Here is a 19746-nt window from a genome sequence, read left to right as displayed (position 1 = left end):
CGATGATAACAAAAAGCCGAGCAATGCTCGGCTATTTTCAGTAACAAAACTTAACGCTTATAAACGCAATCCGCCGTCTATTTCAAACACACGGCCATTTACATAGTCGTTTTCAATAATAAAACGCACGGTTGAAGCAATTTCACTGCTTTGACCTAAACGGCCAACAGGCACCATTTTCTCCATACGCTCAAGTGCTTCTGGTTTCATTGCGGCGGTCATTTCGGTAGCAATGACGCCGGGTGCAACAGCAACGCTACGAATGTTATAACGCGCAAGCTCTTTCGCCCAACCCACTGACATTGCTGCCACGCCTGCTTTTGAGGCAGAGTAGTTTGATTGGCCCATATTACCTGCTCTGGCCACGCTTGAAATATTAATAATAACGCCTTGGTTATTACCTTCAATCATAGCTGCTGCGGCTTCACGTCCACACAAAAAGCTGCCGGTTAAATTGACATTAATCACCGACTGGAACTGCTCATAAGACATGCGGTTAGTGACTTTACCGTCTTTGGCTTTAATCATTAAGCCGTCACGTAAAATACCGGCATTGTTGACCAATACATCAACCGCACCAAGGTCTTCGCGAATATATTGAAAGCCAGCAACAACATCTTCTTCGTCGGTAATATCTAAGGCATAACCTTGTACTTCTGTCGCCGCGCCAATATCAGCACATGCGCGCTCAAGCTTATCTTGGTCAACGTCAATTAACGCCAACTTTGCCCCTTGCGCAGCAAAATCATGTGCCATTGCGAGTCCTAATCCACCCGCGCCGCCAGTAATAACGACAACCTTACCTTTTAATTCCATTATGGGATCCTTTTAAATTACTTTTGCTTGGCAAATTGCTCAAAAATGCTTGAGAAGTCTAATCGCCCATGTCCTTGTTTGGCATGGTTAACATACAAGCTACGCGCTAATGCACCCATTGGCGTACTTGAATTAGAAGCCAGCGCGGCCTGCTGCGATAAACCTAAATCTTTTACCATCAAGTCGACCATAAAGCCGCCTTGGTATTGATTTGACGATGGTACTGCTGCCATGACATCTGGGCAGGGATTATATTTGTCTAACGTCCAGTTACCACCACTGCTCACTTTCATAATGTCAGACAACACTTTCGGGTCTAAACCGTTATCAATTCCCAACTGCAAAGATTCACTGGTGCCGACCATCAGCACAGAAAGCAGCATGTTATTACAAATCTTAGCAATTTGTCCCGCACCAACTGCACCAGCGTGGAAAATATTTGCTCCCATCACTGTTAATACGGTTTGTGCTTTGGAATAGGCGGTGTCGCTACCGCCACAAATGAAGGTTAATGTGCCAGCAGCTGCGCCTGCGGTGCCGCCCGACACAGGTGCGTCCATAAACTCAATGCCCATTTGCGCCGCTTTTACACCCACTAACTGCGCGGTATCGGCGTCAATGGTTGAGCAGTCAATTAACACGCTGTTTTTAGGGACGATATCAAGCAAACCTTTACTGTTACCATGACCAAGATACAAGGCTTGAACATGCTTGCCTGCAGGCAACATAGAAATCACATAATCGGCCGATGCCGCCGCGCCGCAAGCAGTTTTTGCACTTAACGCACCTTGGGCGGTTAAGGCTTCAACCGCTGCAGGCACCAAATCAAATACCGTCACGGTCATGCCAGCTTTAATTAAGTTAGCCGCCATTGGGCCGCCCATATTACCTAAACCAATAAATGCCACTGTTGCCATAATAAATTCCTTTTACATGTCTTTTAATGGATGTTGCTGCGCAGACCAAGGTGACGTTAATAACGCCGTGACAGCTTCAGGGGTGACTTCACTTGCATGACTAAATGTCCATTGTGGTTGACGGTCTTTATCAATTAACAATGCGCGTACACCTTCACAAAAATCCCCGTGGGAACAGCAATTTACACTTATGCCTAATTCCCAACGAAAACAATCAGCTAAGGTTTTATGGTCACTTAAACTTGCTTGCGCAAAAATGATAAACCAGCTTAATGGACTGCCCGATAACGCCGTTTTTTGAGCGCGGCTTAACCACGAAAGCTCGGTTTCTAAACTTGAAAGCTGATGATGCACATCTTCAATCTCACCAGCCATGAGCAAATCAATTTGTCCTTGGTATTGCTCAAGTACACTGTCGCCAATATCAACGCTAACGTGATCTTGTTGACGATTAAGCAGTTGCGTAAGTAACGCATGGTTTTCAGGCGCGCTTTGGCTCCAATTAACCTCGGCAATGGCATCAAACAGGGGTTCTTTGTCATCATGGCCTAAAAAGTGATTACCTAAGCCGACATAAAAGCCGTCAGCTGCGTTCATGTTGTAAGCGGTTAACCCTAAAAATAACCCCATTTTACCGGGCATACGATTAAGAAAATAACTGCCACCCACATCTGGATACAAACCGATGCTCACTTCCGGCATGGCAATCCGACTGCGCTCAGTTAATACTCGATGACTGCCGCCAGCAAGTAAGCCAACGCCGCCGCCCATGACAATTCCATCGCCCCACACCATGACGGGTTTAGCAAATTGATGCAGCAGATAATCTAATTGGTATTCTTGGGTAAAAAACTCACTGGCTTCTTGGGTAATTTCATTAGGGTTTGCTATCGACGCATGATAAATCGCGCGCACATCGCCACCGGCACAAAACGCTTTGTCACCGCTTGCATCTATCACGACAAAGGCAATATTGTCATCTTGCTGCCATTGCTGTAACTGTTTGGTCATGGCCTTAACCATGTCGAGGTTTAACGCGTTCAGCGCTTTTTCAATATTTAAGGTGACAATGCCAACCGATTGCCCTGATAACGTCCCTAAGGTTTGAAAGATTACATCTTGTGTCATTGGTCATTCTCCCCGCAAAAAATATTGCTTGATAACATGATGGCGCGATTTACATCTTGGTGTAATAAACGCGTTTATGTAACAGCCTTGAAAGTGGACCACTATAAAATAGGGTGAGCGTTATCGTCCAATAAGCGCCGCGCAATGATTAAGCGCATAATTTCATTGGTGCCTTCTAAAATTTGATGAACTCTAACATCTCTAAAATGGCGCTCTAATGGGTATTCACGAATATATCCGTAGCCACCATGGAGCTGTAATGCGCTATCACACACTTGGAAACCAATGTCGGTAGCAAAGCGTTTGGCCATGGCGCAATATGCTGTGGCTTCAGGGGCTTTGGTGTCTAATTTAAATGCCGCTAAGCGCACCATTTGTCTGGCAGCGACTAACTCGGTTGCCATGTCAGCCAATTTAAATTGCAGCGCTTGAAACGCAGCAATGGGCTTACCAAATTGTTTTCTTTCATTCATGTATTGGGTTGCACGTTCTAATGCCGCTTGTGCGGTGCCTATTGAACAAGTGGCAATATTTATGCGCCCGCCATCTAATCCTTTCATCGCAAAAGTAAAGCCTTGGCCTTCTTCACCCAGTAAGTTTGCTACCGGTATGCGGACATTTTCAAAGGTGATTAATCGAGTCGGCTGCGCATTCCAACCCATTTTATGTTCTGCTTTACCGTAAATAATCCCTTGGGTGTCTGCAGGTATTGCAATGGCTGAAATGCCTTTTGCTCCTGCCTCGCCTGTACGGCACATTACCACCAATAGCTCAGTGTCACCCGCACCAGAGATAAACATTTTTGAGCCATTAATAATGTAGTCATCACCATCACGAACCGCTTTAGTTTGTAATGAAGCAGCGTCACTGCCCGCGCCAGGTTCGGTTAAACAATACGATGCCAATTGCTGACCGGTTGTTAACCCTTGTGACCATTGCTGGCGTAACGACTCACTGCCCCAGGTGGTGACCATCCATGTCGCCATATTGTGAATGGTTAACATGGCCGTAGTGGCGGTGCAGCCATGAGAAAGCTGCTCAAAAATAATCGATGAGTCTAAACGAGACAGCCCCATTCCGCCTTCTGATTCAGGTGAATACAATGAACAAAACCCAAGTTCACCGGCTTTTTGAATCACGTCTTTTGGAAAATGATGCTGTTCATCCCACTGCGCGGCAAAAGGCGCTAACTCATCTTGGGCGAATTGACGTGCCAACTCAGCAAACTGACGTTGATCTTCATTTAAATTGAAATCCATCGGATACTCCATTGTTATTTTTTATGACTCTGAGGTCATTTTTAGGCTGATTATCACAACGCTTAAACAAGCCTTTGGTGAATATCAAAGCCGTTTTGGCTTGTTATTCAAATGTGCTGATAAAAATCTTTAGCCCTAAAAAGCCATGCCCTGTAAACAGGGCAGGTTAAGTTTATTTAAGGTTAATGCTCATGTTAGGGCCGCTAACCACACTGTCGTCAAACCAACGTGAGGTGATGGTTTTGGTTTCAGTGTAAAAGCGCACCGCTTGCTTGCCATAAGCATGTTGATCACCGTAAAAACTGCCTTTCCAACCCGTGAACGAGAAAAATGGCAATGGCACTGGAATAGGTACATTAATGCCCACTTGACCCACTTCAATATGGTGTTGGTATTTACGCGCCGCCCCGCCAGATGCAGTAAAAATAGAAGTGCCATTGCCGTAAGGGCTGTTATTCACCAGTTCAATGGCCTCATCTAAATCATCGGCTTGCATACAACAAAGTACTGGACCAAAGATTTCTTCTTTATAAATGCTCATTTCTGGGGTGACATTAGCAAACATGGTCGGCCCAACCCAGTTACCTGACTCATACCCTGTAACGGTAAAGTCGCTGCCATTGAGTAAGCAATCAGCGCCCTCTTCTATCCCTTGCTCAATTAGGCTTAATACTCGAGCTTTCGCCGCAGGGCTAATAACGGGGCCGTAAGCGGCATCTTTATCATCCCAAAGCCCTGGCCGTACATTGGCTAGCGCGGCTTTAAGTTCAGGTATCCACTCTTTCGCTTTGCCGACAAACACCGCCACCGATATCGCCATGCAGCGCTGCCCTGCTGCGCCAACAGATGCACCAACGAGGTTATTAATCACTTGTTGTTTGTTGGCATCGGGCATAATCACACAATGGTTTTTTGCGCCAGCAAATGCTTGCACACGTTTAAGATTGTCAGTACCCGTTTTGTAAATGTATTGACCGACATTCACCGAACCAACAAACGAAATCGCTTTAATAGCAGGGTCTGTTAATAGCGTATCAACAGCGGTTTTATCACCATGAATTAACTGCAACACGCCTTTTGGCGCACCCGCTTCAACAAATAGTTCAACTAAACGTTGCGGCGTCATTGGGTCTTGTTCTGACGGCTTTAAAATAAACGTATTACCGCAAGCAATGGCCAGTGGGAACATCCATAACGGGATCATCGCGGGGAAATTAAAGGGGGTAATGCCCGCACAAACACCTAATGGTTGAGTGTATGAATAAGTGTCAATATTACGCGCAACATTTTCAACGGTTTCACCCATTAATAACGAGGCAACATTACAAGCATGTTCCGCGACTTCAATGCCGCGCCACACATCACCTTTAGCATCTTCAAACGTTTTGCCGGTTTCTTTGGCTAAAATAGTGGCAATTTCATCGTGATGTTCTTTTAAAAGGTGCTGATAACGCAGCATCACCCGCGCACGCTCTGAGACAGGGACTTCTTTCCAAGTGGTAAACGCCGCTTTTGCGCTGCTGATGGCTTGAGCAACTTCATCTGCAGTTGCACAATTAATTTGAGCAATCACGTCATTATTAGCTGGGTTAGTCACTTCGATAACTTGCTGGCCATTACCGGTGGTAAATTCACCGTCAATGTAATGTTTAACTTGGGTTGTCATGATATTGATATCCTTAATCTTGGTATTACAAAACCTCTTTGCAATACTGTCATATTGAGCGCCGCACTCGCGCTTTGTCGTTGGCCGATAATTATTGTTATTATTGCCACTATGACAAAACGCATGAGTGAACGTATGAAGTCTTGTTGTTATTGTTATTGTTATTGAGTATTCAGCGGTAAGTGTTAAACCGCTATGCCCTCAATCATTAAGCTAATTCAATTGCCATCGCAGTTGCTTCGCCGCCGCCAATACACAATGATGCAACGCCGCGCTTTAGCCCACGTGCTTGCAACGCATATATTAATGTCACTAACACTCGCGCCCCCGAACAACCAATAGGATGACCAAGCGCACACGCCCCGCCATTAACATTCACTTTGCTCATGTCTAATCCAAGTTCGGACACACCTAACATTGTGACCATGGCAAAGGCTTCGTTAATTTCAAATAAATCAACATCTTCTTTGCGCCAATCCACCAAGCCAAACAGTTTATTGATTGCGCCAACTGGCGCGGTGGTAAACATTGCAGGTTGTTGCGAATGCGTCGTGTGACCTTTAATAGTGGCTAACACGTCCATGCCTAAATTGGTGGCTGTTTCACGATTGGTTATCATTAACGCCGCTGCGCCATCTGAAATCGAACTTGAATTAGCCGCAGTAATAGTGCCGTCTTTGGCAAATGCTGGGCGTAAATTTGGAATTTTATCTGGGCGCGCATTACCCGGCTGTTCATCGGTATCAACAACGACATCACCGCGACGGGTTTGATAAGTGACAGGCGTAATTTCAGCATTAAATGCGCCAGACTCAATCGCTGCATTGGCTTTTTCAAGCGAATTTAGGGCAAATTCATCCATCGCTTGACGAGTTAAACCAAACTCATCTGCAGTTTTTTGGGCAAAACTGCCCATTGCGCCGCCAGTGTAAGCATCTTCTAAGCCATCAAGAAACATGTGGTCAAGCACTTTACCGTGTCCCATGCGCATGCCTGAACGGGCTTTATCGAGTAAATAAGGCGCTTGGCTCATGCTTTCCATGCCACCAGCAATCACCACTTCATTACTGCCAGCTTTAATTAAATCATGCGCTAACATGACTGTTTTCATGCCAGAACCACAGACTTTATTGACTGTCGTGGCACCTGCACTAAGCGGTAAGTCAGCAGCTAATGCAGCTTGGCGAGCAGGCGCTTGCCCAAGACCTGCTGGTAAGACACAACCCATTAGCACTTCATCAACCGCACTTGCTGACACGCCAGCTTGGGTCAATAAGCCTTTAATGGCTGTTGCTGCAAGGTTTGGTGAAGACACTTGTGCAAGCTCACCTTGAAAGCCGCCCATTGGCGTACGTTTGGCTGCAACAATAACAATATCTTGTTTAGATAGGTTGGTACTCATGACTTCTCCAAAATCCGTTTCACTAAGTAAATTAACTAACTATTGCCATCACTTTGACGTTTACGCGAACGTAAAGCAATAGTGTGACCTAGGATTACTTTGGTGAAATTTACTGCGCTTTGTCAGTCATTATTTACAGTTAGATTTAGGGCGGTTTTTTGACGTTATTTCGGCGTGTTTGAGTGGAGAAAAGCAGAAGTTAGCAAGGTTATCAATATATGATGACAGCAAACTCACTTCGAGGGGATAACAACACAAAAGCCAACCAAAAACGAACCCAGTGGTTAACTAATAAGCACTTTTAGTGCCCCCTTTAAGAGCACTTAACTAACCTTTATGTCTTGATTATGATAACTAAAGTCATGACCGTCATACTCTGAGTCATTCATCACTAGGTTCTATCAAATTGGAATGGGCTAATCATACAAGACATGCTGTTGGGGATGGTAGCCAAAATCAATAAGGTAATAATGGAGCAGTTTACAGCTGAATTAAAGTGAGAATGTGTCACGTTATTTACGTTAAAAAAACCTCCCCCCACGGTATTTATTATTAGTACAAATAGCAGAACCCGGTATAAGAAAAATAGCGATTTAAACACCTAAATGCCTAGGGCTGATGTTGTTAACATCAGCCCTAAATCACATTACATATCACTTTCCCAAGGCGTCATTGCGCTCATGTCAGATAAGTCATACGGCGTTAACTGATAAACGTAGTAGTTCAACCAATTACTTACCAATAAACTGCCATGGCTGTGCCAGCGCGCGATAGGGTCTTGTTCAGGATCGTTATTACGAAAATAATTTACTGGTATGTCTGGGGCTAAACCTTGGTCAATATCGCGCAGGTATTCGGCTTTTAAAGTGTTTTTCTGATACTCTGGATGTCCAATCACAAACAAGTTATGACTGTTTTTACTGATCACTAAGTAAGCGCCTGCTACGTCTGATTCCGCGAGTATTTCAAGGTCGGGATGGGCGCGTAATTGTTCGATATCCATTTCAGCAAAGCGTGAATGCGGCGCAAAGAACTCATCGTCAAAGCCTCGTAATAAAGGATGTGGGGTTTGAGTACGCTGGTGATTAAATACCCCTGAGCGCTTGGTGTCCATTAACTTGCGTTGTAAATCATATAAGTGGAATAACCCTGCATGAGCAGCCCAGCATAAAAACAACACCGAGGTAACGTGTTGCTGTGACCAATCGATTATCTCTTTGATATGGTCCCAGTAACTGACATCTTCAAAATCAATTTGCCCAAGCGGCGCACCCGTAATAATTAAACCATCGTAATTATTCGCTTTTACGTCATCAAAGTTTCGGTAAAACGTGTTCATGTGGTCAATAGAGGTGTGCTTTGACACTTTATCGTGAATACGTAATAAGTCGACATCGACTTGCAGTGGCGTATTGCCGAGCAAACGCAGTAGTTGGGTTTCGGTTTCAATTTTATTGGGCATCAGATTTAAAATCAGTACTCGCATAGGACGAATATCTTGATTAGCTGCGCGGCTTTCTGACATCACAAAAATATTTTCAGACTCAAGAACCCCTGCTGCAGGCAAGTTATCTGGAATTCTTACTGGCATAATTAAACCACCCTTTGAAGATAAAATAGTGCTGACGACAACTTGCTTACTCAAAAGCGCATTGAATTGATCTAACCGACATGTTGGCAATTCGTGTTGGATCACAGAATTGGCAGGTAATCAGTTGGTACGCGAGCGGTTATGGCAATGAAAATTGCTCAATATCCGCCGAAAATGCCATTTAAGTTAGCGAGTACAACTGATTGAAAGCCCCGTTGTTATTGGACTTCCCCCATTTGATGTCATCGTCATTGTTGATTTACACTTATCATACACCAAGACATCTAGAAGTCTATACATCCGTAATTGAAAAATTTTGACCTTGTTATCAATATCAGTAATTTCTATTATAAGTCACCATTTAAATATCAAACTATCTATGTCTCAGACTACTGCAATGCTTATTGGTGCCAGTTCACAACTAAGCCAAGCTCTTGCTCAAAAATTCAGTGAACAAAACGTTGAACTCATTTTGTTTGCCCAAGATCCGCAATCGATTAAACCTTTTACCGATGCCTTAACGACAACCGTTACGGTTTACCCTTTAGCGATTGAACAACCTGAAAAAATTATTGAGCAAATTAATCATGCATGGAAAGAGCATAATGGCGCACATTTAGTCCTAGTAAATACCGGACTCAATGGTTACGACCCACAATTGCCTTGGCAACTTGATCAAGACATTATTGATGTTAACGTCAAAGGCTATGCCGCCATTTGTAATGCCTCATTCAGATTGTTGTGCGAACAAGGCTATGGCCAATTAGCGTCAATTAATTCTATTGCCGGTTTACGTGGTGGGCCAAATGTGGCGTATCACGCCTCAAAAGCATTTGCACAAAGCTATCTTGAAGGGCTAAGCATGCATGCGCAGCGCTTAAAACTGCCGGTGACCATTTCTGACATTCAATTAGGCTTGTTAGATAAAGCAGCAATGCAAGGACAAAAGTTTTGGTTACCACCAATTGACAAAGTGGCGAACCAAATCATTAAAGGCTTAAAAAAAGGCAAGCGTAAATTTTATGTCACTAAGCGCTGGCGTTTAGTGGCGTGGTTGACCAAGGGCTTACCTGAGTTTATTTACAATACCCGCCATTGGAATAAAAAAGCCAAAAAGAAAAAGTAGTTTTCTGGATTTGATACTAAAGATCCCGTCGTTAAATCGAGCACGGTTCACCATCGTATTGTATGAGTTCAGGGATGAACGTTATAAGGTATTTTTTATGTTGTGTTGATGGCATGGTTTAAGCATTTTTGATGGTATTTGCTATCATTTCGCGACATTTTTATGCGGTAGTTGCCAAATGATATTAAGTGACTATCGCCAACTTAGGATAACGTTCAAGCCAGCCTTTACTGCTAATACGTTGGTCAAACAACGCCTGCGAACGTAATGGATTGGGCGTAATGGTATAGTTAAATAAGCCATTAAGGCTAAAAGCTGACTGTAAGTTAAGTTGTTTCGGGGCGATAAGCATCATTTTCACCCCAATAGCGGTTTGTTTTTCTGGCCAGTAGCGCATGGCATCTAAGCAAGAGTGATACGGAGCATCGTGATTCCGAATATGCATTCTGGCTTGATTTTTCACCGAAAACGGCAATGCGGCTTGTTGTTGTAATTGCCGTTCAATGTGTATGTCTTTAGCCACTGAGGTGTCATGAGGACAATAATAAATCACATCAATATCATTAAGGTTGTGCGCCTTAAAGCCGTGCAATTTATCCCACACAAGATTACGAACAAAGCCTGCTGCAATAAGCCAATCATCAATGCCTAATTGGGCAAAAGTGCGCATGCATAGGGTTAAGGCATCCATGCGCATTGGGTCTTGGGTTAACCATGTGATAATTTGCTGTTGTAACTGGGTTTCAGCATTTTCCACGGTTAACGTCCTTTAGTGATTAGTTGGCATCTGGTTGCATTTCAGGGCTGGCCTGTTGAAATGCTGGTAGTTGCATACACGCGTTATCAACGCGCACAATATTGGGATACGCACTTAAATCAACATTAAAACGTTTGGCATTATAAACTTGCGGCACTAAACAAAGGTCAGCTAAGCTCACATTGTCGCCAAAGCAATATTGACCAGAATGCTGTTGTAATAATGCTTCTAGCGCGGCAAAACCTTGGTGGATCCAATGATGATACCAGCGCATTTTATTGTCTTGAGTGACGTCCATCTCCCCAACTAGGTATTGTAATACCCGAAGGTTATCTAGCGGATGCACTTCACAAGCCAGTATTTGTGCCATGCTACGGACAATCGCGCGTGAATAAGCATCTTGTGGTAGCAATGGTGTGCGTGGGTATTGCTCATTTAAATACTCGATGATTGCCATAGACTGAGTAATACAGTGATGATGTTGATCATTAGCATCAATTAACGCGGGGACTAATGCTTGCGGGTTAAGTTGTTTAAAGGCCTGACGGTGTTGCTCGCCGCCATTATTGACTAAGTGGACCGAAATATGCTCAACCGCTAAATCCTTTAAATTTAGCGCAATACGCACCCGATAAGCGGCACTTGAGCGCCAATATCCATATAATTTCATTGTGTTTCCTTATGGCAGCTGCCAATAGCAAAAAAGCAATAACGTGGGCGTTATTGCTTTTGTCAGTGCTTAACGCAAATGGACAATTAACCTTGGTATTGCACCACTTTTTGATCGATAGAGCCAAAAATACTGTTGTCTTGCTCATCAAACATTTCAATACGTACAGTGTCACCAAAGTGCATGAAAGCGGTTGTTGCTTCACCATGTTCAATGGTTTCAAGCATGCGTTTTTCCGCTAAACAGCTAGAGCCTGCACTGCGATCATAATTTGAAATCGTGCCAGACCCCACAATCGCTCCTGCGGCCATGGGACGGGTTTTAGCTACGTGTGCCACTAACTGACTAAAATCAAATGTCATATCCACACCCGCATTAGGACGACCAAATAACTCACCATTAAAATGAGTCACTAATGGCAGATGCACTTTGCTGTCTAGCCATTTGTCACCGAGTTCATCTGGCGTGACAGCAACTGGCGAAAATGCACTTGAGGGTTTAGATTGAAAAAAGCCAAACCCTTTGGCGAGCTCACCTGGAATTAAATTACGTAATGACACGTCATTAACTAACATGAGTAATTTAATGTGTTGCTCGGCATCTTCAGCAGAAACGCCCATGGCGACATCATCAGTGATCACGGCAATTTCTGATTCAAAATCAATTCCAAATGCTTCACTGGCCATTTCAATATCGGCTTTAGGGCCAATGAAACAGTCTGATCCACCTTGATACACTAATGGGTCAGTCCAAAACGTGTCAGGCATTTGTGCGCCGCGTGCTTTTCGCACTAATTCAACGTGATTAACATATGCACTGCCGTCTGCCCATTGATACGCTCGTGGCAGTGGCGACAAACAACGCATTTCATCAAACGCTTGGGCATTATCGATTAAGCCAGTGTTGAGTGCTTCGTATAATTCTTGCAATTGCGGCTGTAATAACTCCCAAGTGTCTAGCAACTGTTGCATGGTATTGGCTATTGCCGGGACGGCCATCGCTTTAGTTAAGTCTTTGCTTACCAGCATTAATTGGCCGTCTCTGCGACCATTGTCATATGTTGCAAGTTTCATTATCACTCCTAATGGGTTTTTTCTTTGAAAAAACCATCTTAAATTCTGCCTTAGAAATACCTTAAAAAGCAGGCGATTAACACTGCAATAATTAAATTGTTGCAGTGGGCAGTGCTGCCATATCTGTCAATATTTTGATACAAAAAAGCACATTGCTGAACTTGAGCCCTACGCGGTATAAACAGGCTTTATTCACACTCAGTGCCACTGGCAGCTTTTCGTTACACTACCTTTTTCTTGGCAATTTTATAATCGCGTAATTTATTGGCAATAGCGGTATGTGATACCCCTAATTTTTTAGCCAATTGACGTGTGCTTGGATAGGCAGGATATAAGCGGCGCAGTAAATTGGCCTCATACTCTTTCATCGCCTTATCTAAACTGCCTTCAAATTCTTCGTCAAAGTAGCCAAAGCCTTCGGCATAAGATGGCAATTTAAGTTGCTCAATGGTGAGCTCAGTTGAACCGTCCCACATCGACACCGCTCTAAAGATGGCGTTTTTCAATTGCCTAACGTTACCCGGCCAGGCATAACTGAATAAATAGTCTCTGCAATTGGCCGAAATACGGCGCAGCGGGCTAGATAACTGTTGGCTGTAGTGTTCTAGGAACATTTCTGTTAATGGAATAATATCGACCTTACGTTCACGCAGCGACGGCATGTGGTAACTCAATACATGAATGCGATAATATAAATCCTCTCTAAACTCGCCCGCTTGGCATAGCTCGGCTAAATGTTTTTGGGTTGAGCAAATAATACGTACATCTGCACGCACTTCCTCGTCGCCGCCAATACGCCTAAAAGTGCCATCTTGAAGCAGTCGTAATAACTTAACTTGCGCGGCTTTAGACATTTCGGCTATTTCATCTAAAAATACCGTGCCACCTTTGGCTTCATCAAAAAGCCCACGCTTAATGACATCGCCATGATTAACAAAACCAAATAGTTCTTCTTCTGCCACGCTATCGGGTAACGCTGCGCAGTTAATGGTAATAAACGGTTTTTCACGGCGCATACTGGCGTCGTGACTGGCGCGTGCCATGAGTTCTTTACCTGTGCCAGTTTCACCGGTGATCAGTAGCGGTGCATCTAGCTGTGCCATGCGTTTAGCTTGATTAAGCACATCTTTCATTTTATCGCTGTTGGCTAACACATTATCAAAACCTGTGGTTTGGTTTTGCAGTGCATTAAATTGCTTGCCCACTCGCGCAGGCGATTTTAAAGACACCACCGCCCCCGCTAAAATAGTGGTGTTGTCATCATCAGGTAAATAAATAGGCAACATTTCAGCTAAGTATTCGTTGCCATTAATTTGCAAACGACTGGCTTGGGCAAGCACTGGGATTTCACTCATCCAACGGGCAAAGTTAAAGCCTTGTACCCAATGATTTAATGGTTCGTCAATCACTTCATGCTCACCCATTGCCAGTGTGAGTAACGCCGACTCATTAGCAATTCGGATACGCCCTTTTGAGTCCAATGAAAACACTGAATCAGGTAAGGTTTTAAGTAGGGTTTTTAACGCATAATGTTCTTGTTCAGAAGGCATAAATGACACGGTTCTGACATCGTGTACGCTGTCTACTTTGCGAATTTGGGGGAGTAAGGTTCTGAGGGTTTCAAATTCAATTTCGGCAAATTGTAAGTATAAAAAACCTTGGTTGCTGGCATCGATGGCAATCAAATTAATGCCATGTTGCTCTAGCACGGTAAGAATATCTTTTGCGAGGCCGACGCGATCGTTACAACTGACTTCTAAACGCATAAATACACCATTCCCTGTTATTGTATTTTGTTTTGGAAATTGAGCATACGTTAGAGGGATATTGCGCTGCTGGCAAGTGTAGTTTACAGCATTTTTGTAACACTTAAACCTATCAATGCGCCACACCATCGTAACACATTGATATCAAATGCTATCTTAGTTTTCTAGCAACTGGTCGGTCTTGGCAGCCATAATGAAGTCATTCTTATGCAGCCCTTTAATTGAGTGCGACCACCATGTCACTGTGACCTTGCCCCACTCGGTTAATATGCCCGGATGATGAAACTCAGCTTCAGCAAGTTCGGCCAATTGATTGGTAAAGGCGATGGCTAATTTAAAGTTTTTAAACTTATATACCCGCTCTAATTGCATAATGCCATCACGCACTTCTACGCCCCAATCAGGGATCATTCTAATTAGCTCAGCCAGTTCCGCTTCGGTTACTTTTGGGGCATCAGCTTGGCAAGCTTCACACTTCATTTCGTTTAATGCTGTCATTATTACTACTCCTTGTTCAATCTATTTAGGCCACTTTGCCGGCTTTATCCTGCTTGTTTGGGGCTGTCAAATAATGGTTTGAATAACCCTAATGACTGCGCTTTTGTTACCTCGCCCATGATATCCATTTTGGCAATCTCATCAAGGTAATCAATATTTTCAATGACATAATAAATGGGCTGCATAATATCAATTCTATACGGGGTTCTGAGCACCTCTTGCAGGTTAAATGGCTTATGTATCGGCCTGTTACTCAATGCATATTGGGTTTCACCGGGCGAACTCATGATGCCGCCGCCATAAATATTAAAACCATTATTTTCTGTACTGTTAGTGGTGTTATTGCTTGCTTGCATTAAACCAAACTCAACAGTAAACCAATATAATCGGGCTAAAAATACCCGCTGCTCTTTTGAGGCCGCAAGCCCTAGTTTGCCATACAGATGTGAAAAATTAGCAAAGGCAGGATTAGTCAGCAATGGACAATGGCCAAAAATTTCATGGAAAATATCTGGTTCTTGTAAGTAATCAAACTCTTCTTTAGTACGAATAAACGTGGCTACAGGAAAACGCTTATTGGCTAATAGTTCAAAAAACTTAGCAAATGAAATTAACGCTGGTACTGCAGCGGTTTCCCAGCCGGTGGTCGCTTTGAGCACTTTGTCGATGTCAGGTAATTGCGGAATACGATCAACAGACATATTCAAACTACCAATGCCATCAAGGTATTGCTGACATGCTTTGCCAGGTAAATTATTAATTTGCCTGGCGTAGAGTTGTTGCCAAATTTGATGCTCTTGTTCTGAATAGTTTATATAGCCATTGGCATCAACTTGGTGAGATGTATATTGACTTGGGTTACTCATATTTATTTCACTTTACGTAAACGTTACTGACTCCATAGTGTGTTACTGTCAGCATTTTGTTAACTATTTGTGTGTGGTTAACCTTCGCTAAATAAGCTTAAAAACGTAAACCTTGTTGTACAGTGGCAACATTGCTCATTAAAGCTCTTTTTATTTCAGTGAGATAGTCATGGCTATTTTATTTGCCATCCACGCTTAATAACAAAATTTACTTGCTCAAAAGGGAGATTTTAATAGCAATTAAATGGCAACGATTTACAATACCCACTAGTGAAACAGCACTTGGTTGTTAGCGTTTTATTTGAGGTTTTATGAGTCAAAGTATTAATCAGAATCGACGTAATCTGTTTCGTCGTAAAAAAAACAACGCATTACGCCCGCCGTGGGTGAAAGATAACATTGAATTTACTGATTTATGCACTCGATGCGATAAGTGCATCAGCGCTTGTGAAACACAAATATTGTTCAGAGGCGACGGCGGGTTTGTCGAGGTCGATTTTACCAAAGACGAATGCACCTTTTGCCAGCAATGTGTCAATGCATGTGAAGAACCAATCTTTGACACCCAGCAGGCTCAACCGTGGACACTTAAAGCGCAGGCCAATGATAACTGCTTAACCTTTGCAGGTGTCTGGTGCCAAAGCTGCAAAGATGCCTGTGACCCTCGCGCTATTCATTTTAAAATGGCCGTAGGTCAAATTCCCAAACCGATATTCGATACCGATGCCTGTACTGGTTGCGGTGCGTGTGTCGCCCCTTGCCCAAATGGGGCAATTACCTTAGCAACGGCGCAGTAAGCTCGGTTGTAACCGTAATTGGTAACGTAATTGCTTGGTGTGTAAGCCGTTATGCGCCGTGCTATCGTTGTTGATTGTTATGTTTAATGATTATTTTTGTTAACCAACAACTTTAAAACTCACGTCAATGGCTTTATATTGGCATGCTGAGTAGGCGAATCCATATTCGCATTAACTAAAACAACAATAACGAGCAAACAATATGTTTTCAGCCAAACAATCAAACCGTAATTTGAGTTTTATTGCCCAATCATGTCAGGTAACAGGAAAACTGAGCTTTTCTGGCGACATGTTAATTGCTGGTACTGTTGAAGGTGACTTAATTACCGACGGTAATATCGTGATTGAAGTTGGCGGCAGTGTAACGGGTAATATTTACGCTAAAGATGTCACGGTATCAGGCAAGGTATGTGGTGAGGCGCATTGCCATAAAATCATCATTACCCACACAGGATATTTTGAAGGTGATATACGTAGCGATAAAATGGAAGTTGCTCAAGATGGGCAGTTTTTAGGTCAGCGACATTTACCCCAAGAGAAACCTATCGAAAATGACAAAGTGGTATCACTGTAATCGCGCTTTTTATCACGGTGTCTACTCTCACTCTCACTCGGTTTCGTTTCGTTTCGTTGCACACTAAAGCAATGAGTCAAATAGGCTAATGAATTTTAGTTACAACGATTGGCGTTATTAAGCCACTGCCTTAATAACGCCACAAAATCATTGGGTTCTCTGTCTAACATATCCAGTGGAATATACAGATGATAACCTAAGTTTTCCGCTAATGTTTGGCAGCGATGACCAAACATCGCCTGCACTCCTTCATAGCGCTTATCTTGTAACACTAAGCTTGAAAACTCTGCGCCAACATAATGCTCTAGACCTTGAAGGTCTTCATCTTGGGTCGCTGCGGTCATTAATAATGGACGCTGCTCGGTAAGTAAACCGGTGGCTAAACGTGGCGACATCGTTTCAAGAATTGGCGCTAACTGCTTTATTTTAATCCCAATAAAAGGCAACTCTACCATTTGTTGATTTTGGTTAACCCGCACTAAATCGACACGTTGAATATTATCCCGCGCCACGATAATGTGACCGCGTTGATGAAATAAACTCAGCTCTGTTGTCGTTATAAGCAAACTTACCGCTGGTTGCTTGAGTTTCGCGCAGCCCAAAAGCACCCCAACAACCCCACCTGAAAACAAACATAGCGCTATGGCGAACGCACTTTGTAGTGTGATAAATAACACCAAACCAATAATGGTAGCCACAGCCCCCACTACCGTAAAGGTAATAGCATTACGCTTTGAGTAAGGCGTAATCGATAACGAAGCTGATTCGTTTTCTGGTGTTATTTGCATTTATGAATCCATAAAAGTGGCAGTGTTGAGTTTGGTGATCATATGGCTGACTTTAGCATGATGCTTTTTGTTACTTATTGCCGATAAGCCTTTAATCTTTAACCAAAGTTGTCCTACATATTCATGAATCGACTTTTGGCTATTAAGTAGATTACTGGCGCCAAGTTGCCACCAACGCCCTACATTACTGGTGTAATTACCTGGTGCAGCTTGTGGCGATAACCCTACCCCTTTAAAAATCATCATCGCACGTGGCATGTGCGAGGCTGATGTCACTAATCTAAACGGTTTTTCACCCACTAATTGATACGCATAATGCGCCTCTTCTATGGTGTCTTTGGGCAAGTCAAAACTGCTAATGTTTTGCGCTGCAACGCCAAGTTCTATTGCCGCTTGTTTCATCATTTGCGCATGTGAATGCACTAACGAGCCGCTATTCCAACCGCTGACAATCAAGTGACAATGTTGCCCAAGCTGCATCTGCTTAAGCCCCTCGGTCAATCTTGCTAAAGCTGTTGCAGATAAATTTTGAGTCGCGCTTTGATTGGGTTGCTCACGGCTCCCTGAACCTAACACCATCACCCAGCATTGACCGTTAATTGGCGCTGTATTGGGGGGATATTGTTGTTCAAGCGGGGTTAATAAGGCATTACTGACTTGAGTTTGGCTGAGCAGTACAATAACTAACAATCCGCAAAACACACTTAATTTACCGATATGTCCAAGCCCGAGTGTGCGATGCTGTGATGCTTTGGGTTGATGTGAATCGTGAGATGTTGTGGTACGAATATTACGTTGATAATAGGCCACGATGATAAACAGTAACCCGATAAGGATAAGCAGCGATGCGAAAGGGATCGGCATCATTAATTGGCTCAGTACTTTTTTAACCCAAAACATGAACAACTCACAGTTAATCTAAAATCTAAAATCTAATGCTTAAAGCTTAAATAATGCCGCAGTGCATTTGTGTTCAGCTAGTTTACGCAGTTATAAATCAAAAAACTATTTGTTTGATACTGTCACTGAGATTCAGTGCAGCAGAATAGTTGCCGCCATAAAAAACAGCGCTTAACAGCACTGTTTTTTATCGCTTGCTTCCACATTAATACATTGTGATGCTTACTTGGTCCATAACCAAGCTGCGCCGCGTACACCTGATGATGCACCAAATTTATTTTTAACCACAACCGTGTCGCATTCACGCCCGAGTACATATTTTGGCAATAACTTAGGCAGTTCTTGATAAATCGCATCAATATTAGACACTCCGCCGCCAAGAACAATGACATCAGGATCGAGCATATTGATCAGGTGAGCCAACGCTCGAGCAAGACGGTCAACGTAACGCACAAATGCTTGAGTCGCTAATGGATGGCCTTCAGACATCATTTGTGAAATTTGAATACCGCTATCGGCTTCACCACCTGCACGACGAAAATCTCTCACCCAGCCAGTACCAGAAATAAAGGTTTCAATGCAATCATGATTACCACAAAAACAAGAGGTTGAATTAAACTCATCAGGTGTCATCCATGGTAATGGGTTATGTCCCCATTCGCCACCAATGCCATTGCCGCCCCCATGTACTTTGCCGTTAACGGCCAAACCGCCACCACAACCTGTACCGATAATCACCCCAAACACCACAGATTTACCTTCTGCAGCGCCATCGGTTGCTTCTGACACTGCAAAACAGTTAGCGTCATTAGCCACTTTGACTTCTCGGTTAAGCAATTCGCTTAAGTCTTTATCTAATGGATGACCGTTTATCCATGTTGAGTTTGAGTTTTTTACTAACCCTGTTAATGGCGACACTACGCCGGGGATACCCACCCCCACAGAGCCACGCTGCTGCGTTTGCGCTTCTGCTTGGGCAACTAAACCAACAATGGCATTTAATGTATCTGGGTAATTTTTAGGTGTAGGTACCCGTTTTCGAAACAGCTCTGAGCCGTCATCAGCTAACGCAACTAATTCAATTTTGGTACCACCTAGGTCGACGCCCATGCGCATCATAGTTTGTCTCTCCATTTTGTCATTGGGTATGAC

Annotated in this window: 19 protein-coding genes; 3 read left to right on the top strand and 16 right to left on the bottom strand. The window is 43.4% G+C overall.

Annotation, left to right across the window (positions count from 1 at the left end; translation table 11 throughout):
* Positions 1–57 precede the first annotated feature (57 nt).
* From G3R48_RS02485 to metA, 7 genes are all read right to left on the bottom strand, one after another.
* Positions 58–816 carry an SDR family oxidoreductase gene (locus G3R48_RS02485; RefSeq protein ID WP_153660641.1) on the bottom strand — a complete coding sequence of 253 codons (759 nt, stop codon included), beginning with the start codon at positions 814–816 and terminating at the stop codon, positions 58–60.
* Positions 817–833: 17 nt separating this feature from the next.
* On the bottom strand, positions 834–1733 hold the full coding sequence (gene mmsB / locus G3R48_RS02480) for a 3-hydroxyisobutyrate dehydrogenase (RefSeq protein WP_153660643.1): 900 nt from the start codon (positions 1731–1733) through the stop codon (positions 834–836).
* A gap of 12 nt (positions 1734–1745) precedes the next feature.
* A complete protein-coding gene (locus tag G3R48_RS02475) occupies positions 1746–2861 on the bottom strand; it encodes an enoyl-CoA hydratase/isomerase family protein (protein WP_153660645.1) in 1116 nt (371 codons plus the stop codon).
* A 101-nt stretch (positions 2862–2962) separates the two neighbouring features.
* Positions 2963–4120 carry an acyl-CoA dehydrogenase family protein gene (locus tag G3R48_RS02470; RefSeq protein ID WP_153660647.1) on the bottom strand — a complete coding sequence of 386 codons (1158 nt, stop codon included), beginning with the start codon at positions 4118–4120 and terminating at the stop codon, positions 2963–2965.
* Positions 4121–4292: 172 nt separating this feature from the next.
* Complete coding sequence (locus tag G3R48_RS02465) at positions 4293–5786, bottom strand: CoA-acylating methylmalonate-semialdehyde dehydrogenase (RefSeq protein WP_153660649.1); 1494 nt, start codon at positions 5784–5786, stop codon at positions 4293–4295.
* Positions 5787–5994: 208 nt separating this feature from the next.
* Positions 5995–7188 (bottom strand): acetyl-CoA C-acyltransferase, encoded by a 1194-nt coding sequence (locus tag G3R48_RS02460; protein ID WP_153660651.1) that lies wholly within the window; start codon positions 7186–7188, stop codon positions 5995–5997.
* 646 nt (positions 7189–7834) lie between these two features.
* Positions 7835–8779: a homoserine O-acetyltransferase MetA gene (gene metA / locus G3R48_RS02455; RefSeq protein ID WP_153660653.1), complete on the bottom strand. Its 945-nt coding sequence runs from the start codon at positions 8777–8779 to the stop codon at positions 7835–7837.
* Between the two features lie 379 nt (positions 8780–9158).
* Between metA and G3R48_RS02450 the strand changes: the two genes are divergently transcribed.
* Positions 9159–9905: an SDR family NAD(P)-dependent oxidoreductase gene (locus G3R48_RS02450; RefSeq protein ID WP_153660655.1), complete on the top strand. Its 747-nt coding sequence runs from the start codon at positions 9159–9161 to the stop codon at positions 9903–9905.
* A 184-nt stretch (positions 9906–10089) separates the two neighbouring features.
* On the opposite strand, the gene G3R48_RS02445 is transcribed toward G3R48_RS02450, so the two are convergent.
* The 6 genes from G3R48_RS02445 to phhA all read right to left on the bottom strand — a co-directional run bounded on the left by G3R48_RS02445 (position 10090) and on the right by phhA (position 15535).
* Positions 10090–10662 (bottom strand): nucleotidyltransferase family protein, encoded by a 573-nt coding sequence (locus G3R48_RS02445; protein ID WP_323741181.1) that lies wholly within the window; start codon positions 10660–10662, stop codon positions 10090–10092.
* 19 nt (positions 10663–10681) lie between these two features.
* Positions 10682–11332, bottom strand: a complete 651-nt coding sequence (gene maiA / locus G3R48_RS02440) for a maleylacetoacetate isomerase (RefSeq protein ID WP_153660657.1) — start codon at positions 11330–11332, stop codon at positions 10682–10684.
* An 86-nt stretch (positions 11333–11418) separates the two neighbouring features.
* The gene (locus G3R48_RS02435) at positions 11419–12405 is read right to left on the bottom strand and encodes a fumarylacetoacetate hydrolase family protein (RefSeq protein WP_153660660.1); all 987 of its coding nucleotides are present in this window, start codon (positions 12403–12405) and stop codon (positions 11419–11421) included.
* A 221-nt stretch (positions 12406–12626) separates the two neighbouring features.
* Positions 12627–14171 carry a transcriptional regulator TyrR gene (gene tyrR, locus G3R48_RS02430; RefSeq protein ID WP_153660662.1) on the bottom strand — a complete coding sequence of 515 codons (1545 nt, stop codon included), beginning with the start codon at positions 14169–14171 and terminating at the stop codon, positions 12627–12629.
* Positions 14172–14327: 156 nt separating this feature from the next.
* A complete protein-coding gene (locus G3R48_RS02425) occupies positions 14328–14669 on the bottom strand; it encodes a 4a-hydroxytetrahydrobiopterin dehydratase (protein WP_153660664.1) in 342 nt (113 codons plus the stop codon).
* A gap of 44 nt (positions 14670–14713) precedes the next feature.
* Positions 14714–15535 (bottom strand): phenylalanine 4-monooxygenase, encoded by an 822-nt coding sequence (gene phhA, locus G3R48_RS02420; RefSeq protein ID WP_153660666.1) that lies wholly within the window; start codon positions 15533–15535, stop codon positions 14714–14716.
* A gap of 311 nt (positions 15536–15846) precedes the next feature.
* Between phhA and napF the strand changes: the two genes are divergently transcribed.
* Both napF and G3R48_RS02410 read left to right on the top strand, forming a co-directional pair.
* The gene (gene napF, locus G3R48_RS02415; RefSeq protein ID WP_153660668.1) at positions 15847–16332 is read left to right on the top strand and encodes a ferredoxin-type protein NapF; all 486 of its coding nucleotides are present in this window, start codon (positions 15847–15849) and stop codon (positions 16330–16332) included.
* Between the two features lie 202 nt (positions 16333–16534).
* Positions 16535–16906: a bactofilin family protein gene (locus G3R48_RS02410; protein ID WP_153660671.1), complete on the top strand. Its 372-nt coding sequence runs from the start codon at positions 16535–16537 to the stop codon at positions 16904–16906.
* Between the two features lie 95 nt (positions 16907–17001).
* Here G3R48_RS02410 and G3R48_RS02405 read toward each other — a convergent pair whose 3' ends face one another.
* The 3 genes from G3R48_RS02405 to mak all read right to left on the bottom strand — a co-directional run bounded on the left by G3R48_RS02405 (position 17002) and on the right by mak (position 19713).
* A complete protein-coding gene (locus G3R48_RS02405) occupies positions 17002–17694 on the bottom strand; it encodes a DUF2982 domain-containing protein (protein WP_153660673.1) in 693 nt (230 codons plus the stop codon).
* Positions 17695–18594, bottom strand: a complete 900-nt coding sequence (locus G3R48_RS02400; RefSeq protein WP_153660675.1) for a YdcF family protein — start codon at positions 18592–18594, stop codon at positions 17695–17697.
* 222 nt (positions 18595–18816) lie between these two features.
* A complete protein-coding gene (mak, locus tag G3R48_RS02395; RefSeq protein ID WP_153660677.1) occupies positions 18817–19713 on the bottom strand; it encodes a fructokinase in 897 nt (298 codons plus the stop codon).
* Positions 19714–19746: the final 33 nt, after the last annotated feature.

Source organism: Shewanella intestini, assembly GCF_018221465.1.
Classification (GTDB): Bacteria; Pseudomonadota; Gammaproteobacteria; order Enterobacterales; family Shewanellaceae; genus Shewanella; species Shewanella intestini.
Note: the sequence above shows the minus strand (reverse complement) of the source record. Positions and strands in the feature narration are given on the sequence as shown.

Excerpts from the sequence above, each read along its gene's own strand:
- G3R48_RS02425 (WP_153660664.1), bottom strand. The coding sequence starts at position 14,669 with ATGACAGCATTAAACGAAATGAAGTGTGAAGCTTGCCAAGCTGATGCC.
- G3R48_RS02465 (WP_153660649.1), bottom strand. The coding sequence starts at position 5,786 with ATGACAACCCAAGTTAAACATTACATTGACGGTGAATTTACCACCGGT.
- G3R48_RS02460 (WP_153660651.1), bottom strand. The coding sequence starts at position 7,188 with ATGAGTACCAACCTATCTAAACAAGATATTGTTATTGTTGCAGCCAAA.
- G3R48_RS02475 (WP_153660645.1), bottom strand. The coding sequence starts at position 2,861 with ATGACACAAGATGTAATCTTTCAAACCTTAGGGACGTTATCAGGGCAA.
- napF (WP_153660668.1), top strand. The coding sequence starts at position 15,847 with ATGAGTCAAAGTATTAATCAGAATCGACGTAATCTGTTTCGTCGTAAA.
- maiA (WP_153660657.1), bottom strand. The coding sequence starts at position 11,332 with ATGAAATTATATGGATATTGGCGCTCAAGTGCCGCTTATCGGGTGCGT.
- G3R48_RS02435 (WP_153660660.1), bottom strand. The coding sequence starts at position 12,405 with ATGAAACTTGCAACATATGACAATGGTCGCAGAGACGGCCAATTAATG.
- G3R48_RS02450 (WP_153660655.1), top strand. The coding sequence starts at position 9,159 with ATGTCTCAGACTACTGCAATGCTTATTGGTGCCAGTTCACAACTAAGC.
- G3R48_RS02400 (WP_153660675.1), bottom strand. The coding sequence starts at position 18,594 with ATGTTTTGGGTTAAAAAAGTACTGAGCCAATTAATGATGCCGATCCCT.
- mak (WP_153660677.1), bottom strand. The coding sequence starts at position 19,713 with ATGATGCGCATGGGCGTCGACCTAGGTGGTACCAAAATTGAATTAGTT.
- tyrR (WP_153660662.1), bottom strand. The coding sequence starts at position 14,171 with ATGCGTTTAGAAGTCAGTTGTAACGATCGCGTCGGCCTCGCAAAAGAT.
- G3R48_RS02405 (WP_153660673.1), bottom strand. The coding sequence starts at position 17,694 with ATGCAAATAACACCAGAAAACGAATCAGCTTCGTTATCGATTACGCCT.
- G3R48_RS02470 (WP_153660647.1), bottom strand. The coding sequence starts at position 4,120 with ATGGATTTCAATTTAAATGAAGATCAACGTCAGTTTGCTGAGTTGGCA.
- G3R48_RS02410 (WP_153660671.1), top strand. The coding sequence starts at position 16,535 with ATGTTTTCAGCCAAACAATCAAACCGTAATTTGAGTTTTATTGCCCAA.
- phhA (WP_153660666.1), bottom strand. The coding sequence starts at position 15,535 with ATGAGTAACCCAAGTCAATATACATCTCACCAAGTTGATGCCAATGGC.
- mmsB (WP_153660643.1), bottom strand. The coding sequence starts at position 1,733 with ATGGCAACAGTGGCATTTATTGGTTTAGGTAATATGGGCGGCCCAATG.
- G3R48_RS02485 (WP_153660641.1), bottom strand. The coding sequence starts at position 816 with ATGGAATTAAAAGGTAAGGTTGTCGTTATTACTGGCGGCGCGGGTGGA.
- metA (WP_153660653.1), bottom strand. The coding sequence starts at position 8,779 with ATGCCAGTAAGAATTCCAGATAACTTGCCTGCAGCAGGGGTTCTTGAG.